The 18,775-nt window shown below is 73.6% G+C and carries 19 protein-coding genes and 3 pseudogenes; 4 read left to right on the plus strand and 18 right to left on the minus strand.

Annotated elements, in window-relative coordinates:
- Positions 1 to 74: 74 nt before the first annotated feature.
- The 14 genes and pseudogenes from ACQP2P_RS25850 to ACQP2P_RS25915 form a co-directional block, all read right to left on the minus strand.
- Entirely contained in the window at positions 75 to 488 is a 414-nt protein-coding gene (locus tag ACQP2P_RS25850) for a trehalose-6-phosphate synthase (protein WP_433604889.1), read from the minus strand.
- 134 nt (positions 489 to 622) lie between these two features.
- Positions 623 to 1,030: a hypothetical protein gene (locus ACQP2P_RS25855; protein ID WP_433604891.1), complete on the minus strand. Its 408-nt coding sequence runs from the start codon at positions 1,028 to 1,030 to the stop codon at positions 623 to 625.
- A gap of 120 nt (positions 1,031 to 1,150) precedes the next feature.
- On the minus strand, positions 1,151 to 1,648 hold the full coding sequence (locus tag ACQP2P_RS25860; RefSeq protein ID WP_433619268.1) for a DUF421 domain-containing protein: 498 nt from the start codon (positions 1,646 to 1,648) through the stop codon (positions 1,151 to 1,153).
- A gap of 14 nt (positions 1,649 to 1,662) precedes the next feature.
- Positions 1,663 to 1,788 (minus strand): hypothetical protein, encoded by a 126-nt coding sequence (locus tag ACQP2P_RS25865; protein WP_433619581.1) that lies wholly within the window; start codon positions 1,786 to 1,788, stop codon positions 1,663 to 1,665.
- A gap of 5 nt (positions 1,789 to 1,793) precedes the next feature.
- Positions 1,794 to 2,009 carry a hypothetical protein gene (locus tag ACQP2P_RS25870; protein WP_433619582.1) on the minus strand — a complete coding sequence of 72 codons (216 nt, stop codon included), beginning with the start codon at positions 2,007 to 2,009 and terminating at the stop codon, positions 1,794 to 1,796.
- Between the two features lie 38 nt (positions 2,010 to 2,047).
- A pseudogene (locus tag ACQP2P_RS25875) lies at positions 2,048 to 2,620 on the minus strand (hypothetical protein); the annotation flags it as partial.
- A gap of 289 nt (positions 2,621 to 2,909) precedes the next feature.
- Entirely contained in the window at positions 2,910 to 3,596 is a 687-nt protein-coding gene (locus ACQP2P_RS25880) for a DUF4396 domain-containing protein (RefSeq protein WP_433604893.1), read from the minus strand.
- Between the two features lie 25 nt (positions 3,597 to 3,621).
- On the minus strand, positions 3,622 to 6,699 hold the full coding sequence (locus ACQP2P_RS25885) for an FAD-binding and (Fe-S)-binding domain-containing protein (RefSeq protein ID WP_433604895.1): 3,078 nt from the start codon (positions 6,697 to 6,699) through the stop codon (positions 3,622 to 3,624).
- A 14-nt stretch (positions 6,700 to 6,713) separates the two neighbouring features.
- Entirely contained in the window at positions 6,714 to 8,480 is a 1,767-nt protein-coding gene (locus ACQP2P_RS25890) for a glycoside hydrolase family 15 protein (protein ID WP_433604897.1), read from the minus strand.
- A gap of 100 nt (positions 8,481 to 8,580) precedes the next feature.
- Positions 8,581 to 8,961 (minus strand): aa3-type cytochrome oxidase subunit IV, encoded by a 381-nt coding sequence (gene ctaF / locus ACQP2P_RS25895; protein WP_433604899.1) that lies wholly within the window; start codon positions 8,959 to 8,961, stop codon positions 8,581 to 8,583.
- 116 nt (positions 8,962 to 9,077) lie between these two features.
- A pseudogene (locus tag ACQP2P_RS25900) lies at positions 9,078 to 9,287 on the minus strand (thiamine pyrophosphate-dependent enzyme); the annotation flags it as partial.
- Positions 9,288 to 9,966: 679 nt separating this feature from the next.
- Complete coding sequence (locus tag ACQP2P_RS25905; protein ID WP_433604901.1) at positions 9,967 to 10,800, minus strand: DUF4184 family protein; 834 nt, start codon at positions 10,798 to 10,800, stop codon at positions 9,967 to 9,969.
- 76 nt (positions 10,801 to 10,876) lie between these two features.
- Positions 10,877 to 11,776, minus strand: a complete 900-nt coding sequence (locus ACQP2P_RS25910) for a hypothetical protein (protein WP_433604903.1) — start codon at positions 11,774 to 11,776, stop codon at positions 10,877 to 10,879.
- Positions 11,773 to 12,132, minus strand: a complete 360-nt coding sequence (locus tag ACQP2P_RS25915; protein WP_433604905.1) for a PadR family transcriptional regulator — start codon at positions 12,130 to 12,132, stop codon at positions 11,773 to 11,775. The genes ACQP2P_RS25910 and ACQP2P_RS25915 overlap by 4 nt, the downstream gene beginning before the upstream one ends.
- A gap of 203 nt (positions 12,133 to 12,335) precedes the next feature.
- On the opposite strand from ACQP2P_RS25915, the gene ACQP2P_RS25920 reads away from it, so the two are divergent.
- Positions 12,336 to 12,863 carry a hypothetical protein gene (locus ACQP2P_RS25920; RefSeq protein WP_433619584.1) on the plus strand — a complete coding sequence of 176 codons (528 nt, stop codon included), beginning with the start codon at positions 12,336 to 12,338 and terminating at the stop codon, positions 12,861 to 12,863.
- Positions 12,864 to 12,903: 40 nt separating this feature from the next.
- Here ACQP2P_RS25920 and ACQP2P_RS25925 read toward each other — a convergent pair.
- Positions 12,904 to 13,205: pseudogene (locus tag ACQP2P_RS25925) on the minus strand (ISNCY family transposase); the annotation flags it as partial.
- 95 nt (positions 13,206 to 13,300) lie between these two features.
- On the opposite strand from ACQP2P_RS25925, the gene ACQP2P_RS25930 reads away from it, so the two are divergent.
- Together ACQP2P_RS25930 and ACQP2P_RS25935 are read left to right on the plus strand one after the other, a co-directional pair.
- Positions 13,301 to 13,540: a hypothetical protein gene (locus ACQP2P_RS25930; protein WP_433604907.1), complete on the plus strand. Its 240-nt coding sequence runs from the start codon at positions 13,301 to 13,303 to the stop codon at positions 13,538 to 13,540.
- Position 13,541: 1 nt separating this feature from the next.
- Positions 13,542 to 15,539 (plus strand): PAS domain S-box protein, encoded by a 1,998-nt coding sequence (locus tag ACQP2P_RS25935; RefSeq protein ID WP_433604909.1) that lies wholly within the window; start codon positions 13,542 to 13,544, stop codon positions 15,537 to 15,539.
- Positions 15,540 to 15,633: 94 nt separating this feature from the next.
- On the opposite strand, the gene ACQP2P_RS25940 is transcribed toward ACQP2P_RS25935, so the two are convergent.
- A complete protein-coding gene (locus ACQP2P_RS25940; RefSeq protein ID WP_433604911.1) occupies positions 15,634 to 16,275 on the minus strand; it encodes a phosphoribosyltransferase in 642 nt (213 codons plus the stop codon).
- Positions 16,276 to 16,360: 85 nt separating this feature from the next.
- On the opposite strand from ACQP2P_RS25940, the gene ACQP2P_RS25945 reads away from it, so the two are divergent.
- On the plus strand, positions 16,361 to 17,026 hold the full coding sequence (locus ACQP2P_RS25945; protein ID WP_433604913.1) for a dienelactone hydrolase family protein: 666 nt from the start codon (positions 16,361 to 16,363) through the stop codon (positions 17,024 to 17,026).
- 7 nt (positions 17,027 to 17,033) lie between these two features.
- Here ACQP2P_RS25945 and ACQP2P_RS25950 read toward each other — a convergent pair whose 3' ends face one another.
- Entirely contained in the window at positions 17,034 to 17,354 is a 321-nt protein-coding gene (locus ACQP2P_RS25950) for a hypothetical protein (protein WP_433604915.1), read from the minus strand.
- A gap of 125 nt (positions 17,355 to 17,479) precedes the next feature.
- Complete coding sequence (locus ACQP2P_RS25955; protein ID WP_433604917.1) at positions 17,480 to 18,763, minus strand: RDD family protein; 1,284 nt, start codon at positions 18,761 to 18,763, stop codon at positions 17,480 to 17,482.
- Positions 18,764 to 18,775 lie beyond the last annotated feature (12 nt).

Genomic DNA, 18,775 nt, shown 5'->3' on the forward strand with positions numbered 1-18,775 from the left:
ACAACACTTCGCTCGTGTCGAATCATTCACATGTTGTAGCGGCTGTGCATCGCCACGCCACTGGCGACCAGTTGTCAGCCCAGCTCCACGGCCGCTTCCCGCTGGCGGGGAACCGGAGGCCGGTCGCCGTCCAGGACTTCGAGCATGCGCCTGACCCACCAGCGCACATCCTGCCGGTGTACCGATTGACGCATCCGTCTCATCGCCGAATCGTCGCCGACCGCGCGGCCGGCGTCGGCGGCAGCGGCGATCGCCCGTTTGAGCTCCCCGACGTCATACGGATTGACGATGGCAGCATCGGCCAGATCGCCGGCGGCGCCACTGAACTCGCTCAAGACGAGCACGCCGGAGTTGTCGATGCGGGCAGCGACGAACGCCTTCGCGGTCAGGTTCACCCCGTCACGCAACGGCGTCGCGAGAAAGACGTCAGCGAGCCGGAACAGCGCCACGAGGTCGACCGGCTCAAGCCGGCGATGCACGTAGTGCACGGCCGGGCGGCCGACGGCACTGTGCGTGCCGTTGATCCGGGCGACAAGCTGGGCACGCGCACAGAAAGCTGCACAGTGCAATCACCGCAGTATGGAGGCGTCCCGCGCACAACCGCAATGCCGAGCGGACAGGTTCAGCGGCGCCGACCAGGCAGGTCCGGCCGCCCCGCTGCGCGGTCCTGTGCCGAGCGGACGAGGACGTCGATGGTCGCAGCGGTGAGCCGGCCGACCCAGCCGACGTCGACCATGAGATGCATGCATCGGGCCGGGTCCTCGCTGAGCAGGTCCCACAGCCGGGCATCGTCGGCCCGGACCAGGTCACCGCGCAGGTACACCGCCCTGACGTCCGACATCACCTGCACCACGAGCCGCGCCGATCCCCGTCCGGCCGGCTTCACCGATGCAGTGTCCAGCGATCGGGCCACGATTCCGGCCGGCGGGGCCGGCGATCGGCACCGGCCGCAGGAGTGCGGGCCGACGGCAAGCTTCGCTCCGGTCCAGCCGTCGAGGCGGAACAGGCGCCAGGCCTCGTCCCAGCTCACCACGGCCCCGCAGGACCCGGCAGACCGCCCGAGGCCGACTGTACGGGCTCGGCCATCGGCCGGGCTCGTGTGCGCCAGTGACGCTATGACCGCGCCGGACGGATCGTCCGGCCGCCGTGCTTACTGCCGCTCGCCGGAACTCGGTGGAGGCACCGGCCGGGCCAGCACCGAGATGCCGCCCTGAGCCTCGAAGACAGCCAGCCGGACCGTCGCCACGCTCGTATGGCCATGGCTGCGCAGCACCGCATCCAGGTCGCTGCGGGTGAGTCCGCTGCGACGCAGGGCCCGTTCGTCGACGCGTCCGTCGCGAATCAGCACCCGCGTCGGCGGGTCGAGCAGGCGGCGCAGCGGGGCGGCGAACCGCAGCCTCTCGATAACCGCATGCGCGGCGAGCAGCGCCAGCAGCGCCGCGGCCCCAGTAGTCCAAGCGGTGTCGCGGGCAGTCGCGGTGCGCCCGATCACCGCACCGATCGCGGCGGCCACCACCCAGTCGAACGGGGCGAGATCGGCCAGGGCCCGTCGCTGGGTGAACCGGAAGACCACCGCTGCGACGAGAAACAACACCAGCGCCTTGCCGGCCGCCGTGGTGGCGGCGGCGAACGACCCGACGCCCAGCATCGTCGCCACGTGACTCACTTCTGGCCGCAGAAGGCCCGCTGGGCCGCGGTATCGTCCTGGCCGACGATGGCCCGCACCTCATCGCACTCCCGCAGCTGCAGGTCCCGGTCGACCTGCAGCGGCCGTCCGTCGCGGCTCACCAGGCTCACCCACAGCCCGCCCTCTTGGGCAGCTCGGCGATGCGCAGGCCGTCGGCCGGTGCGCCCGAGGCGACCCGGTAGACGCTGGTACCGGTCGGCTGATGCCGAAAACGCATGCCGAGCGCCCACGGCGCCGGGTCCACGACCTGCATCGGCACCCGGCACCAGCGCGCAACCGACGGCACCAACGCGCCCTGCACAATGACGGAGAACGCGACCACTCGAGGTGACGCCGCCGCGGCACGCCGCGCAACGCGTGCGCCGACACCGCCGGCGCGCAGTGCCCCGACAGGTCCACCCCGTGCCCGGCGGCCAGCCCGGCCACGGCCAGCAGCCCGGTGATGCCGCCGCAGCGGGTGTCATCCGCCTGCCTGTCGTAGACCGGAACGTGGTCGTGGCTCGACGGCAGCGCACGGAACAGCGGCAGCCGTTCCAAGCGGGCCCGCAGGTCCCACAGCGCCACATCCACCGCGGACAACGCCATCCAGCCCACACCCGGCCGTCCCGCGTTGCGGATCACGGCACCCATCGCCGCCGCGGCGGCCGGCGGTGCCATCTCGTCCAGGCCGACGGCCACCGAGGCGATCTCGGAGTCCACGAAGTGGGCCGCGGCGGCGGAGCCGTAGGCGTAGCCAAACCCGGTAACGCCGGCGGCGCGGGCCCGCACAAGCACCATGGTCGTGGCGGTGCCGTCCTCCTCGGCACCGTCCGGGCCGGCCGTGGGTACGCTGAATGCGTGCGCGTCGATGTCTTCGACCGTCGGTGATCCGCCCATGGCCGCCTCACGACAGGAGAAGTCGCATTCCGCCGGATCGCCTACCCTCCGCCCCATCGGTCAAACACCGGACGGAACCGGCAGCGGACCGGTGGTTCACGCCACCCGGCTCAGCGCCTCCGGGGTCAGTGCTGCTGGTGGTCTTCACCGGTCCGCTCGCACAGCCGGGTCGGCCCTCGGCTTGGGCACCGCCGCTCTGACGGTCTGGCGGATCGCCCTACTTCCAGCTACGGGACACCCGCAAGCTCAAACTGCGTCGCACGACGCTGTAAGGACACCCCGCTGTCGCCGTCTACGACGCGCCTGGGCACGGGCACCACATCGTGAGCGGGCGGGTGCCCCTGACCTACATCGCCTCCTTGATGCCGCGCCTGATCAGCCAGGCGTTGACCGGGTAGGCGGTGAGGAACCCGACCGCCATGCCGACCTGCATGAGGAACCAGTAGGCGGCATGGTCGGGATGCAGATGCGGTCCGGGGAAGAAGACGAACGCCATGAGTGCCATCCAGGCGAAGAGTCCGACCTCGAAGGCGGCCAGGGACAGCACGTCGGCCTTGGCGGCCACAACGAGTCCCTTGCCGAGCGGCAGGCCACGCATCGGGGCGATGGCGAAGTACTGGAACACGATGCCCAGGGCCAGTGCGAGGACGAAGTCGCCGATGTACTCGGCCCAGATCGCCCGGCCGGCGATGCTGATGCCCAGCAGGAAGATGGCCGTCTCGGCGACGATGTCGCCGAGCGTGCAGCCGGCGCCGCAGTGCAGCACGCCGACCGACGTGGTCGCCCAACGCGGCTTGCCGGGCGGGTCGCCGTGCTCGGCCTGCCAGCGCCGTGACATCGGCCGCGCCCACCGCAGGTACGCCCAGACCGTCAAGGGCCCCAGGTACAGGGCGTTCACCGGCCACACCGCCTCCATGATCGGCATGCGCTGCCGGTACCCGGCCACGTAGATGTCCCACGGCATCCACGCGGCGCAGACCACCCCGGTGCCCAGCGCGGCCCAGGCCAGGATGGTCAGCCAGGTCGGCACCATGACGAATTCCGTTGCTCCCGATCACTCACCGCCGGCGGCGGGCCAGCGCGAAACCGGCCGCCACGGCCGCGCCGCCGACAGCGATCGCGGTAACGGCGGTGGCGCGGATGCGCGGTGGGGCGGGTCGCGGCGCCCAGGATCGCTCGGGGGCGGCCCGGCCGTCATCGTCGTGCAATCCGGCACGTAGCAGCTCGGCCAGGTGCATGCCGCGCCGGCCGCCGGTCGCGCTCTGCGCGATCTGGGTCCGGCAGCTGAACCCGTCGGCGAGGACCACGTCGTGGGGGTCGGCGTCGCGGACGGCCGGTACCAGCACGCGTTCGGCGCAAGCCTCGGATACCTCGTAGTGCCCTTCCTCGAAGCCGAAGTTCCCGGCCAGGCCGCAACAGCCGGAGTCCAGCACCTGCGCATCCACGCCGGCGTCGTGCAGCAGCGCCTGGTCCGCGGTGAAGCCCATGATCGCGTGCTGGTGACAGTGGGTCTGGATGAGCGCCTTGCGGTGCACCCGCGGCGGTTGCCAGCCGGGTGTGTGCTCGTGGAGCAGTTCGGCCAGGGTGTACGTCTGCCGTTGCAGCCGCTGCACGTCCTCGTCGCCGGGGAAGAGCTCGTGGGCGTCGCTGCGGAACACGGCGGTACAGCTCGGTTCCAGGCCCACGATCGGCGTGCCGGCACGCAGGTGCGGCCGCAAGATGTCCAGGGTGCGCTGCAGCACCCGCTTGGCGGTGTCGAGTTGGCCGGTGGAGATCCAGGTGAGCCCGCAGCACACCGCCTGCTGCGGTACCACGACCCACCAGCCGGCGTCCTGCAGGACCTCGACGGCGGCCTGGGCGATCGCGGGGTCGAAGTGATTGGTGAAGGTGTCCGGCCAGAGCACGACGTCGCCGTGGGAGCCGGTGGCGGCGGGGCGGTGCCGGCGGAACCAGCGCTGGAACGTCCGGTTGGCGAAGACCGGCAGGTCCCGGCGGACGTCGACACCGGCGGCGCGCTTGGCCATGGTACCGACGGGCCCGGCGTGGGCCAGCGCGTTGACGATCCGCGGGGCGCGGGCGGCGAGCGCCGCCCACAGCGGGAGCCAGCCCATCGCGTAGTGCTGCCGCGGCCGCAGCCGGCCCTGATAGTGGTGGGCGAGGAACTCAGCCTTGTAGGTGGCCATGTCGACGTTGACCGGACAGTCGGTCTTACAGCCCTTGCAGGCCAGGCACAGGTCCAAGGCATCGCGGACCGCCTCGGAGCGCCACCCGTCACCGATCGCGCCGCCACGGGCGGTGCCGTCGAGCATCTCGAACAACAGCCGCGAGCGGCCTCGGGTGGAGTGCTCCTCCTCCCGCGTGGCCATGTAGGACGGGCACATGACCCCGCCGCCCTCGCGCCGGCACTTGCCGACGCCGACGCACCGCTGCACGGCCCGGCTGAAGCTGCCCTCGTCGTCAGGGTAGGCGAAGTGGGTGGCCGGGGCCGGATGCCGCAGGTCGGTGCCGAGGCGCAGGTTGTCGTCGAGCCGGTTCGGGGTGACGACCTTGCCCGGGTTCATCCGGTTGCCGGGGTCGAAGATCGCCTTGCACTGCTCGAACGCCCGGACCAGGTCCGGGCCGAACATCTTCGGCAGCAGCTCGCCGCGCTGCTGGCCGTCGCCGTGCTCACCGGAGAACGACCCACCGTAGGAGACGACCAGGTCGGCGGCGCGCTCCAGGAACGTCCGGTACGCCCGCACGCCCTCGGCGGTAACCAGGTCGAACGGAATGCGGGAGTGCACGCAGCCCTGGCCGAAGTGCCCGTACAGGCTGGCGCCGCCGAAGCCGAACTCGTCGTACAGCCGGCGCAGGTCCCGCAGGTAGTCCCCGAGCCGGTCCGGGGCGACCGCGGAGTCCTCCCAGCCCGGCCAGGTGTCGGGCAGCCCGGGCACGCGAGCCGTCGCCCCGAGCCCGGACTCCCGCACCTGCCACACCTGCCGCTCGTGTTCCTCATCGTCGAAGTGCGTGACGTCCTTGCCGTCCGAGTCGCGCCCGAGCGCGCGAACCATGTCCTCGGCGCGCCGCCGGGCCTCCGCCGGGTCTGCGCCGCCGAACTGCACGAGCAGGAATCCCTGGCCGTCCGGGAAGAACTGCAAGGCGTGCGGGTTGAGGTGCTTGCGCTGCTGGAAGGCGATGAGCAGGTGGTCGATGCCCTCCAGGGCGATCGGCTTGTGCGGCAGGATGTCCGGCACCGCATCGGCCGCCGCGGCGATGTCCGGGAAACCGAGCACGACCAGGCTGCGGGCCGGCACCCGCGGAACCAGCCGCAGCTCGGCGCGCAGCACGGTGACGAGGGTGCCCTCCGACCCGACCAGGGTCTTGGCCACGTGGAAGTGCTGCTCCGGCAGCAGCGAGTCGAGGTTGTAGCCGGACACGCGCCGCGGGATCTGCGGGTACCGGGTGCGCAGCTGCTCCAGGTGCTCGTCGCGCAGCTGTCGCAGCCGGCGGTAGATCTCGGCCGGGCGCCCGCCGGCGGCGACGATCCGCTCGTACTCCTCGTCGCTGGTCTGCCCGACCCACGTGCGGGTGCCGTCGTAGAGCAGTACCTCGAGGCGCTCGATGTTGTCGACGACCTTGCCCGTGCGCTGGGCGGTGGCGCCGCAGGAGTTGTTGCCGATCATCCCGCCGATCGTGCAGTGGTTGTGGGTGGCCGGCTCCGGGCCGTACTCCAGGTCGTGATCGCGGAGCAGGTCATTGAGGTGGTCCAGGACGATGCCCGGCTCGACGATGCAGGTGCGCCGCTCGGCGTCGACAGACAGCAGCCGGTTGCAGTACTTGGACCAGTCGATGACCACCGCCACGTTGGTGCACTCCCCCGCCAGGCTCGTACCACCGCCGCGGGAGAGGATCGGCGCGCCGAACTCCCGGCACACCGCGACCACCTCGGCCCCGGCCTCGACGGTGCGCGGCACGACGACACCGATCGGCACCTGCCGGAAGTTGGACGCGTCGGTGGAGTACGCCGAGCGGGAGCCGGCGTCGAAACGCACCTCCCCGTCGACACGGTGTTCGAGTTCATGTCGCAGGCCGTCGACGTCGATTTCGATGTCGGCGGCCGGGCGGCGGGTGGGTGCCGGAACATGGACGGCGACCATCGTGCTCCTCCAGCTCATTCGGTCGGGTCGGGCAGTGTCGCGGCGGTTTCGAGCATGAGGGCGTGGACGAACGCCTGCGGGAGATTGCCACGCAGCTGCCGCTGCCGCACGTCGTACTCCTCGGCGAAGAGCCCCGGCGGCCCGCAGGCGGCCCGGTTGCGCTCGAACCAGCGTCCGGCCGCGACGGCGTTGCCGGCCTGGTGTTCGGCGAGGGCCATACCGTAGCCGCACAGCAGGAAGGCGCCCTCCGCGTCCCCGAGCGGCTCGCCGCCCTCGCGGAACCGGTACACGTACCCGTCCTCGGCCAGCTCGGCGCGCACCGCAGCCAGCGTGGCCCGGGTGCGGGGGTCCTCGGGTGGCACCGCACCGCGGATGCCGGGGAACAGCAGCGCCGCGTCCGGGCGGGGGTCGTCCGGCGCCCGCTGCCAGCGGCCGCTCGGGTGCCGGCTGGTCGCGGTGGTGTCGGCGAGGATCCGCTCGGCCAGCTCGCGCCAGCGGCCCGCGACCGGCCCCCTCTCCTGCGTCGCGGCCTGCCGCAGACCGGCAACGCAGATCAGCCGGGAATGGGTCCACGCTCGGGGCCGCAGTTCCCAGATACCCGCGTCGGGCTCCGGCCACCGCTCGGCGACGGCGTCCGCGGCGATGTGCAGCGCCCGCCGGCCGTCGGTGTCGAGCCGGTCCCGCCCGGCGGCCAGGGACAGCAGCAGTAGCGCCTCGCCGAACGCGTCGAGCTGGAACTGTTGGTTGACCCAGTTTCCCGTGCGCACCGGTGCCCCGGGATAGCCGGGCAGGAAGCTGAGCTCGCGCTCGTCCGGCACCGCACGACCCGAGCCGGCGAGGTATGCCGGGGCCATCCGGGAGCCGTCGGCCAGCAGCCGCTGGGACACGAAATGCACGGCCGAGTCCAGCAGCCCATCCACGCCGGCGACGCCGGCGGCGTGCCCGGCGTAGGACTGGTCGCGGATCCAGGCGTAGCGGTAGTCGTAGTTGCGGCCCGCCTCGGCTCGTTCGGGCAGCGACGTCGTGGCCGCCGCGACCATCCCGCCGCCCGGCACGGTGAGCCCGTGCAGCACCGCGCAGGCGTGCCGGGCGTCGCGGCAGGCGATGCCGTCGATACCGGGCGGCACGGCAGCCCGCCACGCTGTCTGCGTGGCCGACCATGCGGCATCCGGATCCGGTGCAGGCCCGGCGAACGGCCGGGTCGACAGCTGCAGCACGAGATCGTGGTGGGCGCCGGAGGGCAGCCGCAGCTCGGCCCGCAGCGCACCGGCCTGGTCCGGTCGGGCGTGCGGGGCGCCGAGCCAGCGGACGTACAGGTCGCCAGCCCGGCCGGTCCAGCCCTGCGCGTCGCGTACAAGGTCACGCAGCGGATGGCGGCCGAACCCGGCTCGCACATCGAGCCACACGTCCACGGCCGCGCCGCCGTCGACCGCTTCGACGCGACGCAGCAGGGTCACCGTGTCCGGGTCGCCGGGGAACAGGAGCGCCTCGCGGCTGTGGGTGATCGCGTCCGTGGTGACCCAGCGGCTCGTCCAGATCAGACTGCCGGGTTCGTAGAAGCCGCCCCAGACGAACCGCTCATCGATCGGTGTGATCGCGTAGCCGCCGCCACCACCGAGGAGGCTGGTGAAGACCGCGTCGGATTCCCAGGCCGGAGCACACAGCCACGCGACGTCACCCCGCGGACCGATGAGGGCTCCGCGGCGGCCGTCGGCCAGCAGCGCGTATTCCCGCAGCACCTGCGGAGCGGGCGCGGTTGCAGTCGCATCCGAGCTGGTCATACGGGCGCGAACCGCTCGGCGTCGCCGCGGCCGGGGCTCTGGCCGGGCCGGAAGGTAGGCAGGCCCTGTCGGGCCGCCGTGTCCGGCGGGGTGTGCAGGCTCACGTCAAACCTCCTTGTCGGCAACCCGCTACCGGTGGTTGGTCGTAGGCGTGCGCGCCGAGCTTGCGGTCGGCATCGAGGGCCAGCAGCGCGGCGATCAGCACCGGGCCGAACGGCCAGAAGCCGGGCGGTGCGAAGAACCCGATCGGCCCGGCGCCGTCGGCGATCTCCGCGTCCGGCGTATCTTCGGGGCGAGGCGGCATCCGGCAAGCGAACAGCCGGAAGTAGCCCGTGCTCAGCAGCGCGAGGACGCCGGACAGGCCGAGCCTCCCGGCCCCCTCCGGGTGCGGCGAGCCGCTGCCGGTCCACCACCGGTACATGGCGGCGAGTAGGAGGAGGAACGCGGCGACGACGCCGAAGACCTTGTATTCAGTCCGCATGGCCCGTGCTTCCGCTTCACCTTGCCGGGCATCGGCGGCCCGTTCGGGTTCACGTCGCAGTCCACCAGCGCCGGCCCAGGGCGCGCCGGCGCTGCCCGGATCGCCCCGTCGACGTCGCCGGGCTCGGTCACCTTGACGCCGTGGGCGCCGCACGCGCGGGCCCAGGCGGCGAAGTCGCCCTCGGGGCCGCGGTGGCGCACCGCGTACTCGGGGTGGCCCAGGATGATCTGCTCCCAGAGAATCTGCCCGAAGCTGTTGTTGTTGTTGACGACCACCTTGATCGGCAGATCGTGGCGGACCGCCCGAACACGGTGTCCACGCCCCACGCGATCAGCCGCCTCGCCAGGCTCTGCCCCACGATCCCAGCCACAGCCAGCTCCTTCCGGACCGCAGCAGAGCGGTCTCGATGCGGTTCGCCCCTGCGGCTACCCCGCGCCGAGGCAGAATCACATCTTCACGCCACCCAAACTAATTGTTGCAGTATGCAAGTACAAGTCGCTCGCGCGCCGGCATCACCGCCGCAGCGCTCCGAGCGCGATGGCCGGGTTCATCACGGCGCCGCTACGGCCGACCGGGATTCCCCTTGGTCACCCCATGTCACCCGACGCGGGGCCGCATATAAATCCTCGGCGGAGGACCTCGGTCGTCGTGGGCGCCGCAGGCGTCATCGCCGCCTGCGGCCCGGCGCCGCCGGGCCCGCCGTTCCCCGCCGCGACCGTGCAACGCCTCGCCCGGCGCTGCGGCGGAGACGCAGCCCGACACGATGCCCCCCGGCGACGGTGCCGAGGAAGAATGGGGCGTTGACGGACGAGGCCGCAGGCGATCCTCATCTTCCACGACGGCTTCGACGGCCGCGGCGGCGACCGAGCCGAGACGGTCGTCGCGGTGCGCGCGACGATCGAGGGGCTGCTGGCCCGCGGCTACCGCTTCGTGACGGTGGCCGAGCTGCTCGGCGTGCCCGCGTACCAGACCGCCGCGTAGCGGGGCCGCCGATCGTGGACTCGCTCAGGGGCTCGCGACGCCGGCCGGTGCCGGCGCGGCGGCCCGGCGGCGGGCGAACGGGCGGTGCAGCTGCCAGCCCACGGCGTACAGGGCGAGCGAGAGCCCAAGCCCGGCGACCGCGCCGACGGCGGCCGCCACGGCGAGACTCTCCAGGGTCGCGCCGTCGCCTGCGCCGCGTACGGCGTTCACCACGGCACCGGTGGCGCCGGCGAGCGTCATCAGGGTCAGCACCGCGTAGCGGGGCCGTGGCGCGAGGACGGTGCCCGGCTCGACCGGCTCGGGGCGGGTGCGGCGCCACCAGCGGGCGAGCCACCCGGCCAGGACCGCGGCGCCGCCGAGCGTGCTCAGGTGTTGCAGGGCGCGGGCCACGTCGAGTGAGCCCGCCAGCGGGGTGCGCATCAGCGGCACATGCTCGACGAAGAACCCGTCCCCGTGCGTGAACGAGTCCCACACCAGGTGGGTCGCGACGCCCAGGAGCACGGACACGGGGATCCACACCAGGTTCCGGCCGCCCCACCGGAATCCGGCGGCCGCCGATCGAACGCGCCCCGCGGCGGCGACCGGCAGTAGGGCGGCGAGCGGCCGCTTCAGCAGCACGTGGAAGGCCACCAGCAGCAGTACCGCCAGGACGGTGTCGATCCACCAGGCCGACGCGGGGTCGTGGGTGAGCGTCAGGTTGATGTCCAGTCGCCCGCGGAGGCTGTCGGCGCTGTCACCCGCCAGCGGGACGAAGTACGGGACGTCGGGCGCGACGGATCCGGCGACCAGGGCGGAGACGAGCAAGGGGCGCCGGGCGAGCGGGATGACGGCGGCCGGGTGGCTCAGGGTGAACGGCAACGTCGGGTCCTTCGGGAAGGGACGCGTCGGTCTGCGACCGGCCGCGCACGGGTCGGTGAACGGATGGGAGCCGCGGTTACAGGCGCGCCTGGCGGCGTGAGATCGTCACGGCGGCGGCCACGAGGACGGCGCCCGCGACCGGGTACACGGCGGCCGTCTCGACCAGGTCGAGGTCCGGTACACCGCGCATGGCCGCGCTGTGGATCAGCCGGATGGCGTCCGTGACGACCCGGACCGCGACGGTTCCCGCGAGTGCGAGCAGCAGGCGCGGATCGGCCGAGCCGAGCCAGAGCAGCGCGGTGACCACGGCGGCGAGCACGGCCATCAGCAGCCCGGAGCGGATGTCCGAGCCGGCCCGGGTCGCGAACATCTGCAGCGCCTTGACGGCGACGAAGACGGCGACGACCACGCTCGCCGTCGCCCGGGTCGGGGCCGGCACATCGGCCGGGCGGCGAAGCCCGGCGACGACGAGGGGCAGGGCCAGCACCGGCGCCCACCAGACAACGCTCGACGCCTGGGTGACCAGGTCCGTCGGGTCCAGCACGGCCGGGACCGCGACCGCCGCCACCAGCATGGGCACGGCCAGCGGCGCGGCGCCGGACAGCAGCGCGACCAGCGCGGCGAGCGGCGCGACGGCGGCGACGGCGTCGGGCAGCAGCCAGGGCACGGGCTCCCCGCCCAGTTCGCGCAGGAACCGATCGGCGGCGAGGACGGCCCCCACGGCGAGCATCGCGACGGCGGCCAGATGCGCCCCCTGCCAGCCGACGACGGCGGCGCGGCGCGGGCCCGTCCCGCCGGCGCGCACCAGCAGCGCCCCCCGGATCAGCGCCACGACCTGCCGCGGCTCCGGCCGGGTCCGGCCCGGCTCGGCCGCTTCCAGCAGCGTGTCGAGCAGTTCCCCGGCGCGCTCGCGCCGGTAGCCGGCCGGGTAGACGCGCAGCAGAAGCCGGTAACGGCGCTCCAGGACGTCACTCATGCCGGACGCACCCGCAACGTACGCGGTGCCGGGGCGGCGGCCCGCTCGGTGACGATCCGGGCCGCCTCGGCCATCCGGGCCGCCTCCTCGTTGAGGGCCTCGCGGCCCGTGTCGGTCAGCGCGTAGTACCGCCGCGCCCGGCCGTTGACGATCTCCTCGCCGGTCACGGCGACCAGCCCCTCGCCGAGCAGCCGATCCAGGACCGAGTAGAGCGAGCCGGCGGCGAGGCGGACGCGGTCACCGGACAGCTCGGCGACCCGCTGAATGACCACGTAGCCGTGGCGGGGACCGTCCAGCAGCGCGGCCAGGACGAAGTACGAGGGTTCGCGCATGGGTGGGCGCGGCGAGCGGGGCATGCGTTCAATATACACGTATCTTGTATATGCAAAACTCCCGGCTTCAGGCGGGGCGGCCGCGGGTTGGCTCCGGCCGGTGCGGGCGGCAGCGGTACCAGGCACAGCGCATCATCGACGGAGACCCGTTCTACGTCGCGATCAACCGATGACCACAGCCTTGCCCCGGCGACCAGCCGCACCACGAACCAGGGAGCCAAAGGCCAATGATCGCGGCAGTCGAGGCGCTCGTGCCGACCGACAACGGTGTACTCATGGTGCGCGACGTCACCGCAGACGCCCCGCAAGACCGCCGGCCCGCATGGAACGCGATCCGCATCCCGAACAGTCGCCGCGCGCTGCAGTTCGCCGCCGCCGATGGCGTCCTGCTCATCCGCTGTGCACACCCACTCAGCCGCCCGCGACTCCGCCTGGAAATCTCCGACACCAAATTCGGCCAGGACGAGGCCGGTTGGGACTGGGCCTACCGCGGCACCCTCGAACTGCGCAGCGGCCGGCTGCGGGTCGAATCCGGCGACACCATCATCGCTGAGCCACTGCTCGACATCGACGCCGGCGCAGGTCCCGGCAGCTATCACGTAGCACTCGGCCATGCCGGACGAGCCGAATACCTGCACCAGTCCCGTCAGGTCGAGCAGGAGACCGTAGCCTCCGACCGCGATGAATGGATCGCCGCCTGGCAGCGCATCGCCGGCATCGAACGCTACCTGGTCCGGATCTGGCCAGCCACCTAGCTCCTTCGACCTGAAACAGTGAGTGACGCCGGGAGGAGGCGGCGTCGGCGGGGTTGCCCTCCTCGACCGTGTGGTCCAGGACGATGCCGTGGACGTTGTCGACGATCTGGGCCTTGTAGCCGAACTCGATGGGTTTGCCGAGGCATCCCTTGACGATCGGGCGGGCGTCGGGTCGTGGAGGCCGACCAGGCGGGTCGCGGAGTCGGGTTTGCCGCCGGCCAGGCGGATGCGGGCCTGAGCGATCACGGTATCGATGCGGTGGAGGGCCAGGCCGGCCAGTTGCCCGGCGATCCGGGCGACGGTGGCTTGCGCCTGCTCACGGGACTGCGCACCGCGCAACCGCTCAGGTAGGCGGTTTCGCGGCTCAGGGTCATGTTTCCGGTCGGGTTGATCTGTCGCGTGCGCAGTACGCTTGGTTCCACGCCCGGGAGGATGGGATGGACCCTCGTCTGGACCCACACCTGCACGACGGCGACCATGCCGTCGGATCACCAGCACAGCGATGGCTGTCGGTCGGCAGCGCGGGCACCCGCGACCGGGCCGCCGGCCACGACGAGAGGCGCGGCCGGTCGGGCGGCGCGCCCGTCGCCGGCTTCTCCACCTGGAGCGAATTCGCCCGGCTCCGCGGCATCACCGGCCACCACAACCAGACGCTCGTCGTGCTCGCAGTTGGCTGACATGATGCCGTCCGCCGTCGCGCTATCGACCCAGAGCCTCGCCGAGTTCCTCGCGGCGGTGTCGGCGGCACCCGACGCGGCGGCGGCGACCCAGGTCGCCGCCGAACGGGCCGCCCGCGCCCTGCAGTGCGAGGTCGGCGTCGTGCTCGGGCACGACGGCGTGGTCAGCTCGGTCGGCTTCCCGGCCGGCCAGCTCCCGCTGGCCGACATCGTCGAGGTCGCCAACGGGCGGAGGGAGACGATCGACGTCCCCGGCGCGGGCCGCTGCCACACCGTGGTCGCGTCGCTGGCCGGCGGTTCGTCCGGGCATCTGCTGGTCGCCCGCTCCGGTGAGGACGGCTTCAGCGTCGACGAGATCAGCCTCGTGCGCAGCATGGCCAGGGTGCTCGACCTGACCCTCGACACGATGCGGACCTCGGAGGCCCAGCAGCGGGCCCGGGAGGAGCTCGACCGCATCTTCCTGCTGTCGCCCGCCCTGATCTGTTCGATCGGGTTCGACGGCTATTTCCGGCGGGTGAACCCGGCGTTCGAGCGGACCCTCGGGTACTCCACCGAGGAGCTGCTGGAGCGGCCCTTCATCGACTTCGTGCTCGACGAGGACCGGGAACGCACCGTCGCCGAGGCGGAGGCCCTGTCGCAAGGGCAGGAGAGGATGACCTTCCAGAATCGGTACCGGTGCAAGAGCGGCGCGCTGCGCTGGCTGGAGTGGTCGGCACTGGGCGTGCCGGAGCAGGGCCTGATCTACGCGAGCGCGCGCGACGTCACCGAGCACAAGCACTTCGAGGCCGAACGCGAGCGGCGGGAGTTGACGCTGCGGCGCTCGCAGGAACAGCTGGCCCGCCTGTACAGCGAGTACCGCCGCATCGCCAACGAGCAGACCGCGCTGCGGCGGGTGGCGACGCTCATCGCCCGCGGGTCGGCGCCGGACCTCGTGTTCACCGCGGTCGCTGAAGAGGTCGCCACGCTCTTCGGTGCCGACAACACGACGATCACCCGGTTCGAGCCGGACGGTCACGCGACGTTCATGGGTGGCCACCCGCTGCGCCACCCGCAGGGCCACGGAAACGGCGGACTCGACCCCCGTTCGGCCGTGCGCGCGGTCCAGGCGACCGGCCGAGCGGCCCGCCACGACCTGGACAACCCGGGCCGGGCGGCACCGCCCGGGACCACCGCCGGCGACGCGTGCTCCGCGGTCGCCAGCCCGATCGTGGTGGAGGACCGCCTCTGGGGCGCGATCGGCGTCGCGGCGGGACGCGGACGGCTCCCGCTCGACACCGAGTCCCGGCTCGTCGATTTCACCGAGTTGGTCGCGACCGCCATCGCCAACGCCGAGAGCCGCACCGAGCTCACCACGTCGCGGGCGCGCATCGTCGCCGCCGCCGACCAGATCCGCCGCCGCATCGAACGGGACCTGCACGACGGCGCCCAGCAGCAGCTGGTCACGCTGGCACTGCAGCTGCGCGCGATCCAGGCGGAGCTGCCGCCGGACCTCGGCACACTCGGCGCGCAGCTCGACCGTGCCGTCGTTGACGCGGCCGGCGCGCTGGAGCAGCTGCGCGAGATCGCCCGGGGCATCCACCCGGCGGTCCTGACCGAGGGCGGCCTCCGGCCGGCACTGCGCACGCTCGCCCGCCGCTCGCCGATCCCGGTCGACCTGAGCATGCGCAACGACGTACGGCTGCCCGAACACGTCGAGGTGAGCACCTACTACGTCGTGGCCGAGGCGCTGACCAACGCGGCCAAGCACGCGCATGCCTCGGCCGTCGCGGTCACCGTCGAGGCCGACGCCGACCACGGCGTCCTGCGCGTCGCGGTCCGCGACGACGGCGTCGGCGGCGCCGGCTTCACCGGCGGCACCGGCCTGCTCGGCCTCAACGACCGCGTCGAGGCGCTCGGTGGCCGGATCCAGCTCCGCAGCCCCCCGGGCGGGGGCACGACCCTGCGCATGGAGCTGCCGATCAGAGCGGTCAACGGCGAGCTCACCATCCCCCGTCGATAGCCGGGAGGCGGCCGGCCGGGCCGGTCGAGCGTCAGTGCCATGGACCAGCTGCGGCGGGCCAACGAGCCGCCCTGCGCCGCCGCGCCGGGCCGGCTCAGGCGCGCGCGTGCCGGCCCAGGGCCGCCTCCACGTCGGCGTCGGTGAGCTGGGCGAAGTCGGTGTACCACTGCCCCACCGCGGCGAAGTGCTCGGGCGCGTGCAGGCAGAGGACGGTCGCGACCTCGGCGAGGCGTTCACGGGCCTGCTGCGAGCAGACCGGCACGGCCAGGACGATCCGCTCCGGGCGCCGCGCCGAGAGCCAGCGCACGGCGGCATGGGCGGTGACCCCGGTGGCCAGGCCGTCGTCGACGAGCACCACGCGCCGCCCGGCGACCGCCGGGGCCGGCCGCCGCCGCCGGTAGCGCGCGACCCGCCGGTCCAGCTCGGCCCGCTCGGCGGCGACGGTCGGGGCGAGATCGGCGGCGGTCAGGCCGAGGTAGCGCAGCGCGGCGTCGTCGAACACGGGCGGCCCGTCCTCGGCCATCGCGCCGACGCCGAACTCCGCGTGCCCGGGCGCCCCGATCTTGCGGACGATGACGATGTCGAGGTCGGCGCCCAGGCGCTCGGCCACCGGCACGGCGACGGGTATCCCACCGCGAGGCAGCGCCAGCACCAGCGGCTCATCGCCGGCCAGCCCCTGCCGCTCCAGCTGCGCGGCGAGGGCCCGCCCGGCCTCGGTACGGTCGGCGAAGAGCATCGCGGCCTCCTCAGGCGGTCGCGATCCTCTACCCGCTCCGGGCGCGGCCATGCGTGATCGGTCGGCCGGCGGGTAGGCGCCTCGTATGAGCACAGCAATCAAGTCCGCCGGGGCCGCGCTCGACGCCGACGTGACCGTGCCGCCCGACTCGCGCGGCCTGGTGCTGTTCGCGCACGGCAGCGGCAGCTCGCGCCTGAGCCCGCGCAACCGCATGGTCGCCGAGCGCCTCAACGGCGTCGGGCTCGCCACGGTGCTGACCGACCTGCTCACCCCGGACGAGGACGCCTCGGCGCTGGACGCCCGCTTCGACATCGGGTTGCTCGGCGAGCGCCTGACCGGCGTCGCCGACTGGATCGCCGGCCTGGCGGTGCTGGGACGGCTCCCGCTGGGGCTGTTCGGCGCGAGCACCGGCGCGGCCGCCGCCCTGCTCACCGCGGCCGAGCGCCCCGGCCAGGTGCGCGCGGTCGTGTCGCGCGGCGGCCGGCCCGATCTCGCCGGTCCCCGGCTGCCCGAGGTCACGGCACCGGTACTGCTGATCGTCGGCGAACGCGACGAGGCGGTCCTCGAGCTCAACCGCGCCGCGGATCGCGGGCTCGGCGGCGAGTCGGCGCTGTGGGTCGTGCCGGGCGCGACACACCTGTTCTCCGAGCCCGGCACGCTCGGCGAGGTCGCGGGCGCGGCGGCGCAGTGGTTCGTCCGCCACCTCGCCCACGCCGAGCTGAACCTTGACGACTACCTCCCCGACGCCTGAGCCCCGTTCACCAGGGAATGGTCATGCGCCGGGCCATCTCCCGCAGCAGCAGCAAGACCAGGACGACGCCGGCCAGCAGCCAGCCGACGCCGCCCGCGATGACGCCGGCGGCCGACCGGTCCCGGCCCCTGGAGCCGCGCCAGGCGCCGAGCGCGAGGGACGCGACGAACGCCGTCGCCTGCCCGCACATCAGTGCGGGGATGGGGTCGCCCAGTGCGGGCAGCGCCAGCACCGAGCCGGCGAACGCCAGCGCGTAGAGCACGAGCGACAACAGCACACCACCGAGCACCGACCCGCGCGGCGGCTTGTGTTCCCCGTTGAATGTCATGCCGGAGTAGACGGGCGCCGGACCGCCGCCGTTTCCGCGCGGAAATCACGGAACGGGCACGACCCGGACTTCTTGGCACCCCCGTCGAGCTCCGGTCGGGGGTTCCGACGGGCCCAGACCGACGCCTACCCCGGCTGCTGATCCCGCGGCTCGGCCTGAGCCCACAGCGGCGTCGCCGGGTTCGGCTCAGGAGCGGGCAGCGCCGGTCGCGGAGCCGGATCCGAGATCGGGCCGGACGCCGGGTCCGGGTTCGCCGAGGGCGCCGGAGCCGAGCCGGGCGACGGGGTCTGGGCCGCCGCCGCGGCGCGGGCGGCCTGGCGCTCCTGCCACAGCTGCTGCGTCCGGCCGCCCACCTTGCGCGCGACCCCGGCCGTGCGGTCCCCGAGCACCCGCGCCCGCTTCGCCCCGGCCTCGCCGAGGCCCTGCGACTGCTGCCCGACCTTCGAGTTGAGCGCCTGCTGCACCGGCGCGGTCCGGATGAGCCGCTGCGCGCCCTGCCGCGCCGCCTGCCCCGCGACCGCCGCCGCGTCCGCCGCCGCCGCGGCCGTCTTGCGCGCCGCGGCCGCCGCTGCGTCCGAGGTCCGTCGGGCCGCCTCCGGCAGGTGCTCCGCGCCGCGCCGGCGGGCCGCTGCCGCCGCGGCCGTCTTGCGCGCCGCGGCCGCCGCCGCGTCCGAGTTCCGCCGGGCCGCCTCCGGCAGGTGCTCCGCGCCGCGCCGGCGGGCCGCTGCCGCCGCCTCCGCGGCGACCTGGGCCGCGACCACCGCCGCGTCCGCGCTCATGCGCCCGGCGACGACGGCCGCGCCCGAGGCGCGCTGACCGGCCACCACGGCCGCGCCGGAGGCCCGCTGGCCGGCGACCAGCGCGGCGCCGGAGGTGCGCCGGGCGAGCTCGGCGGCGCGGGCCGCGACCTGCGCGTAGAGGGCGCGCCGGAGCACGACCGTGCCGGCCGCGCGGTCGACGAGCGTGCGGTGCCGGGGGCCAAAGGCGGGCAGCAGGTTCACCCACCACACCACCGTGGCAACGGCGAGCACGAGGACACCAAAGGAGAACTCGCCGTACACCGCCAGGGCCAGCCCGATCCCGACCAGCCCGGTCTCGACCAGCGTCGTGGCGAACGCGCGCCGCAGCGCGAACCGCGTGCCCGCGCCGGCCGCGCCCACCTTGGTGTCGGCGAGCACCTTGCCGAGCGTCGCGCCCCGCCAGGCGAGCATCGTCGCCTGGTACGCGAACTGCAGCACCGGCACCGCGAGCACGGCGAGGATGAGCGGCAGCGCCAGCTCGAGCCACCGGCCGGAGGCGACCGCCCGCAGGCCGCCCTCGCCCGCGCCGCGGTGCGTGACGAGCCCGACCAGCCGGGCGACCCCGGCCTGGGCCGCGACCCCGCCGACGCACTCGGGCAGCCCGCGCACCAGGTCCCAGAA

The organism is Dactylosporangium sp. CA-139114, assembly GCF_050955725.1.
GTDB lineage: Bacteria > Actinomycetota > Actinomycetes > Mycobacteriales > Micromonosporaceae > Dactylosporangium.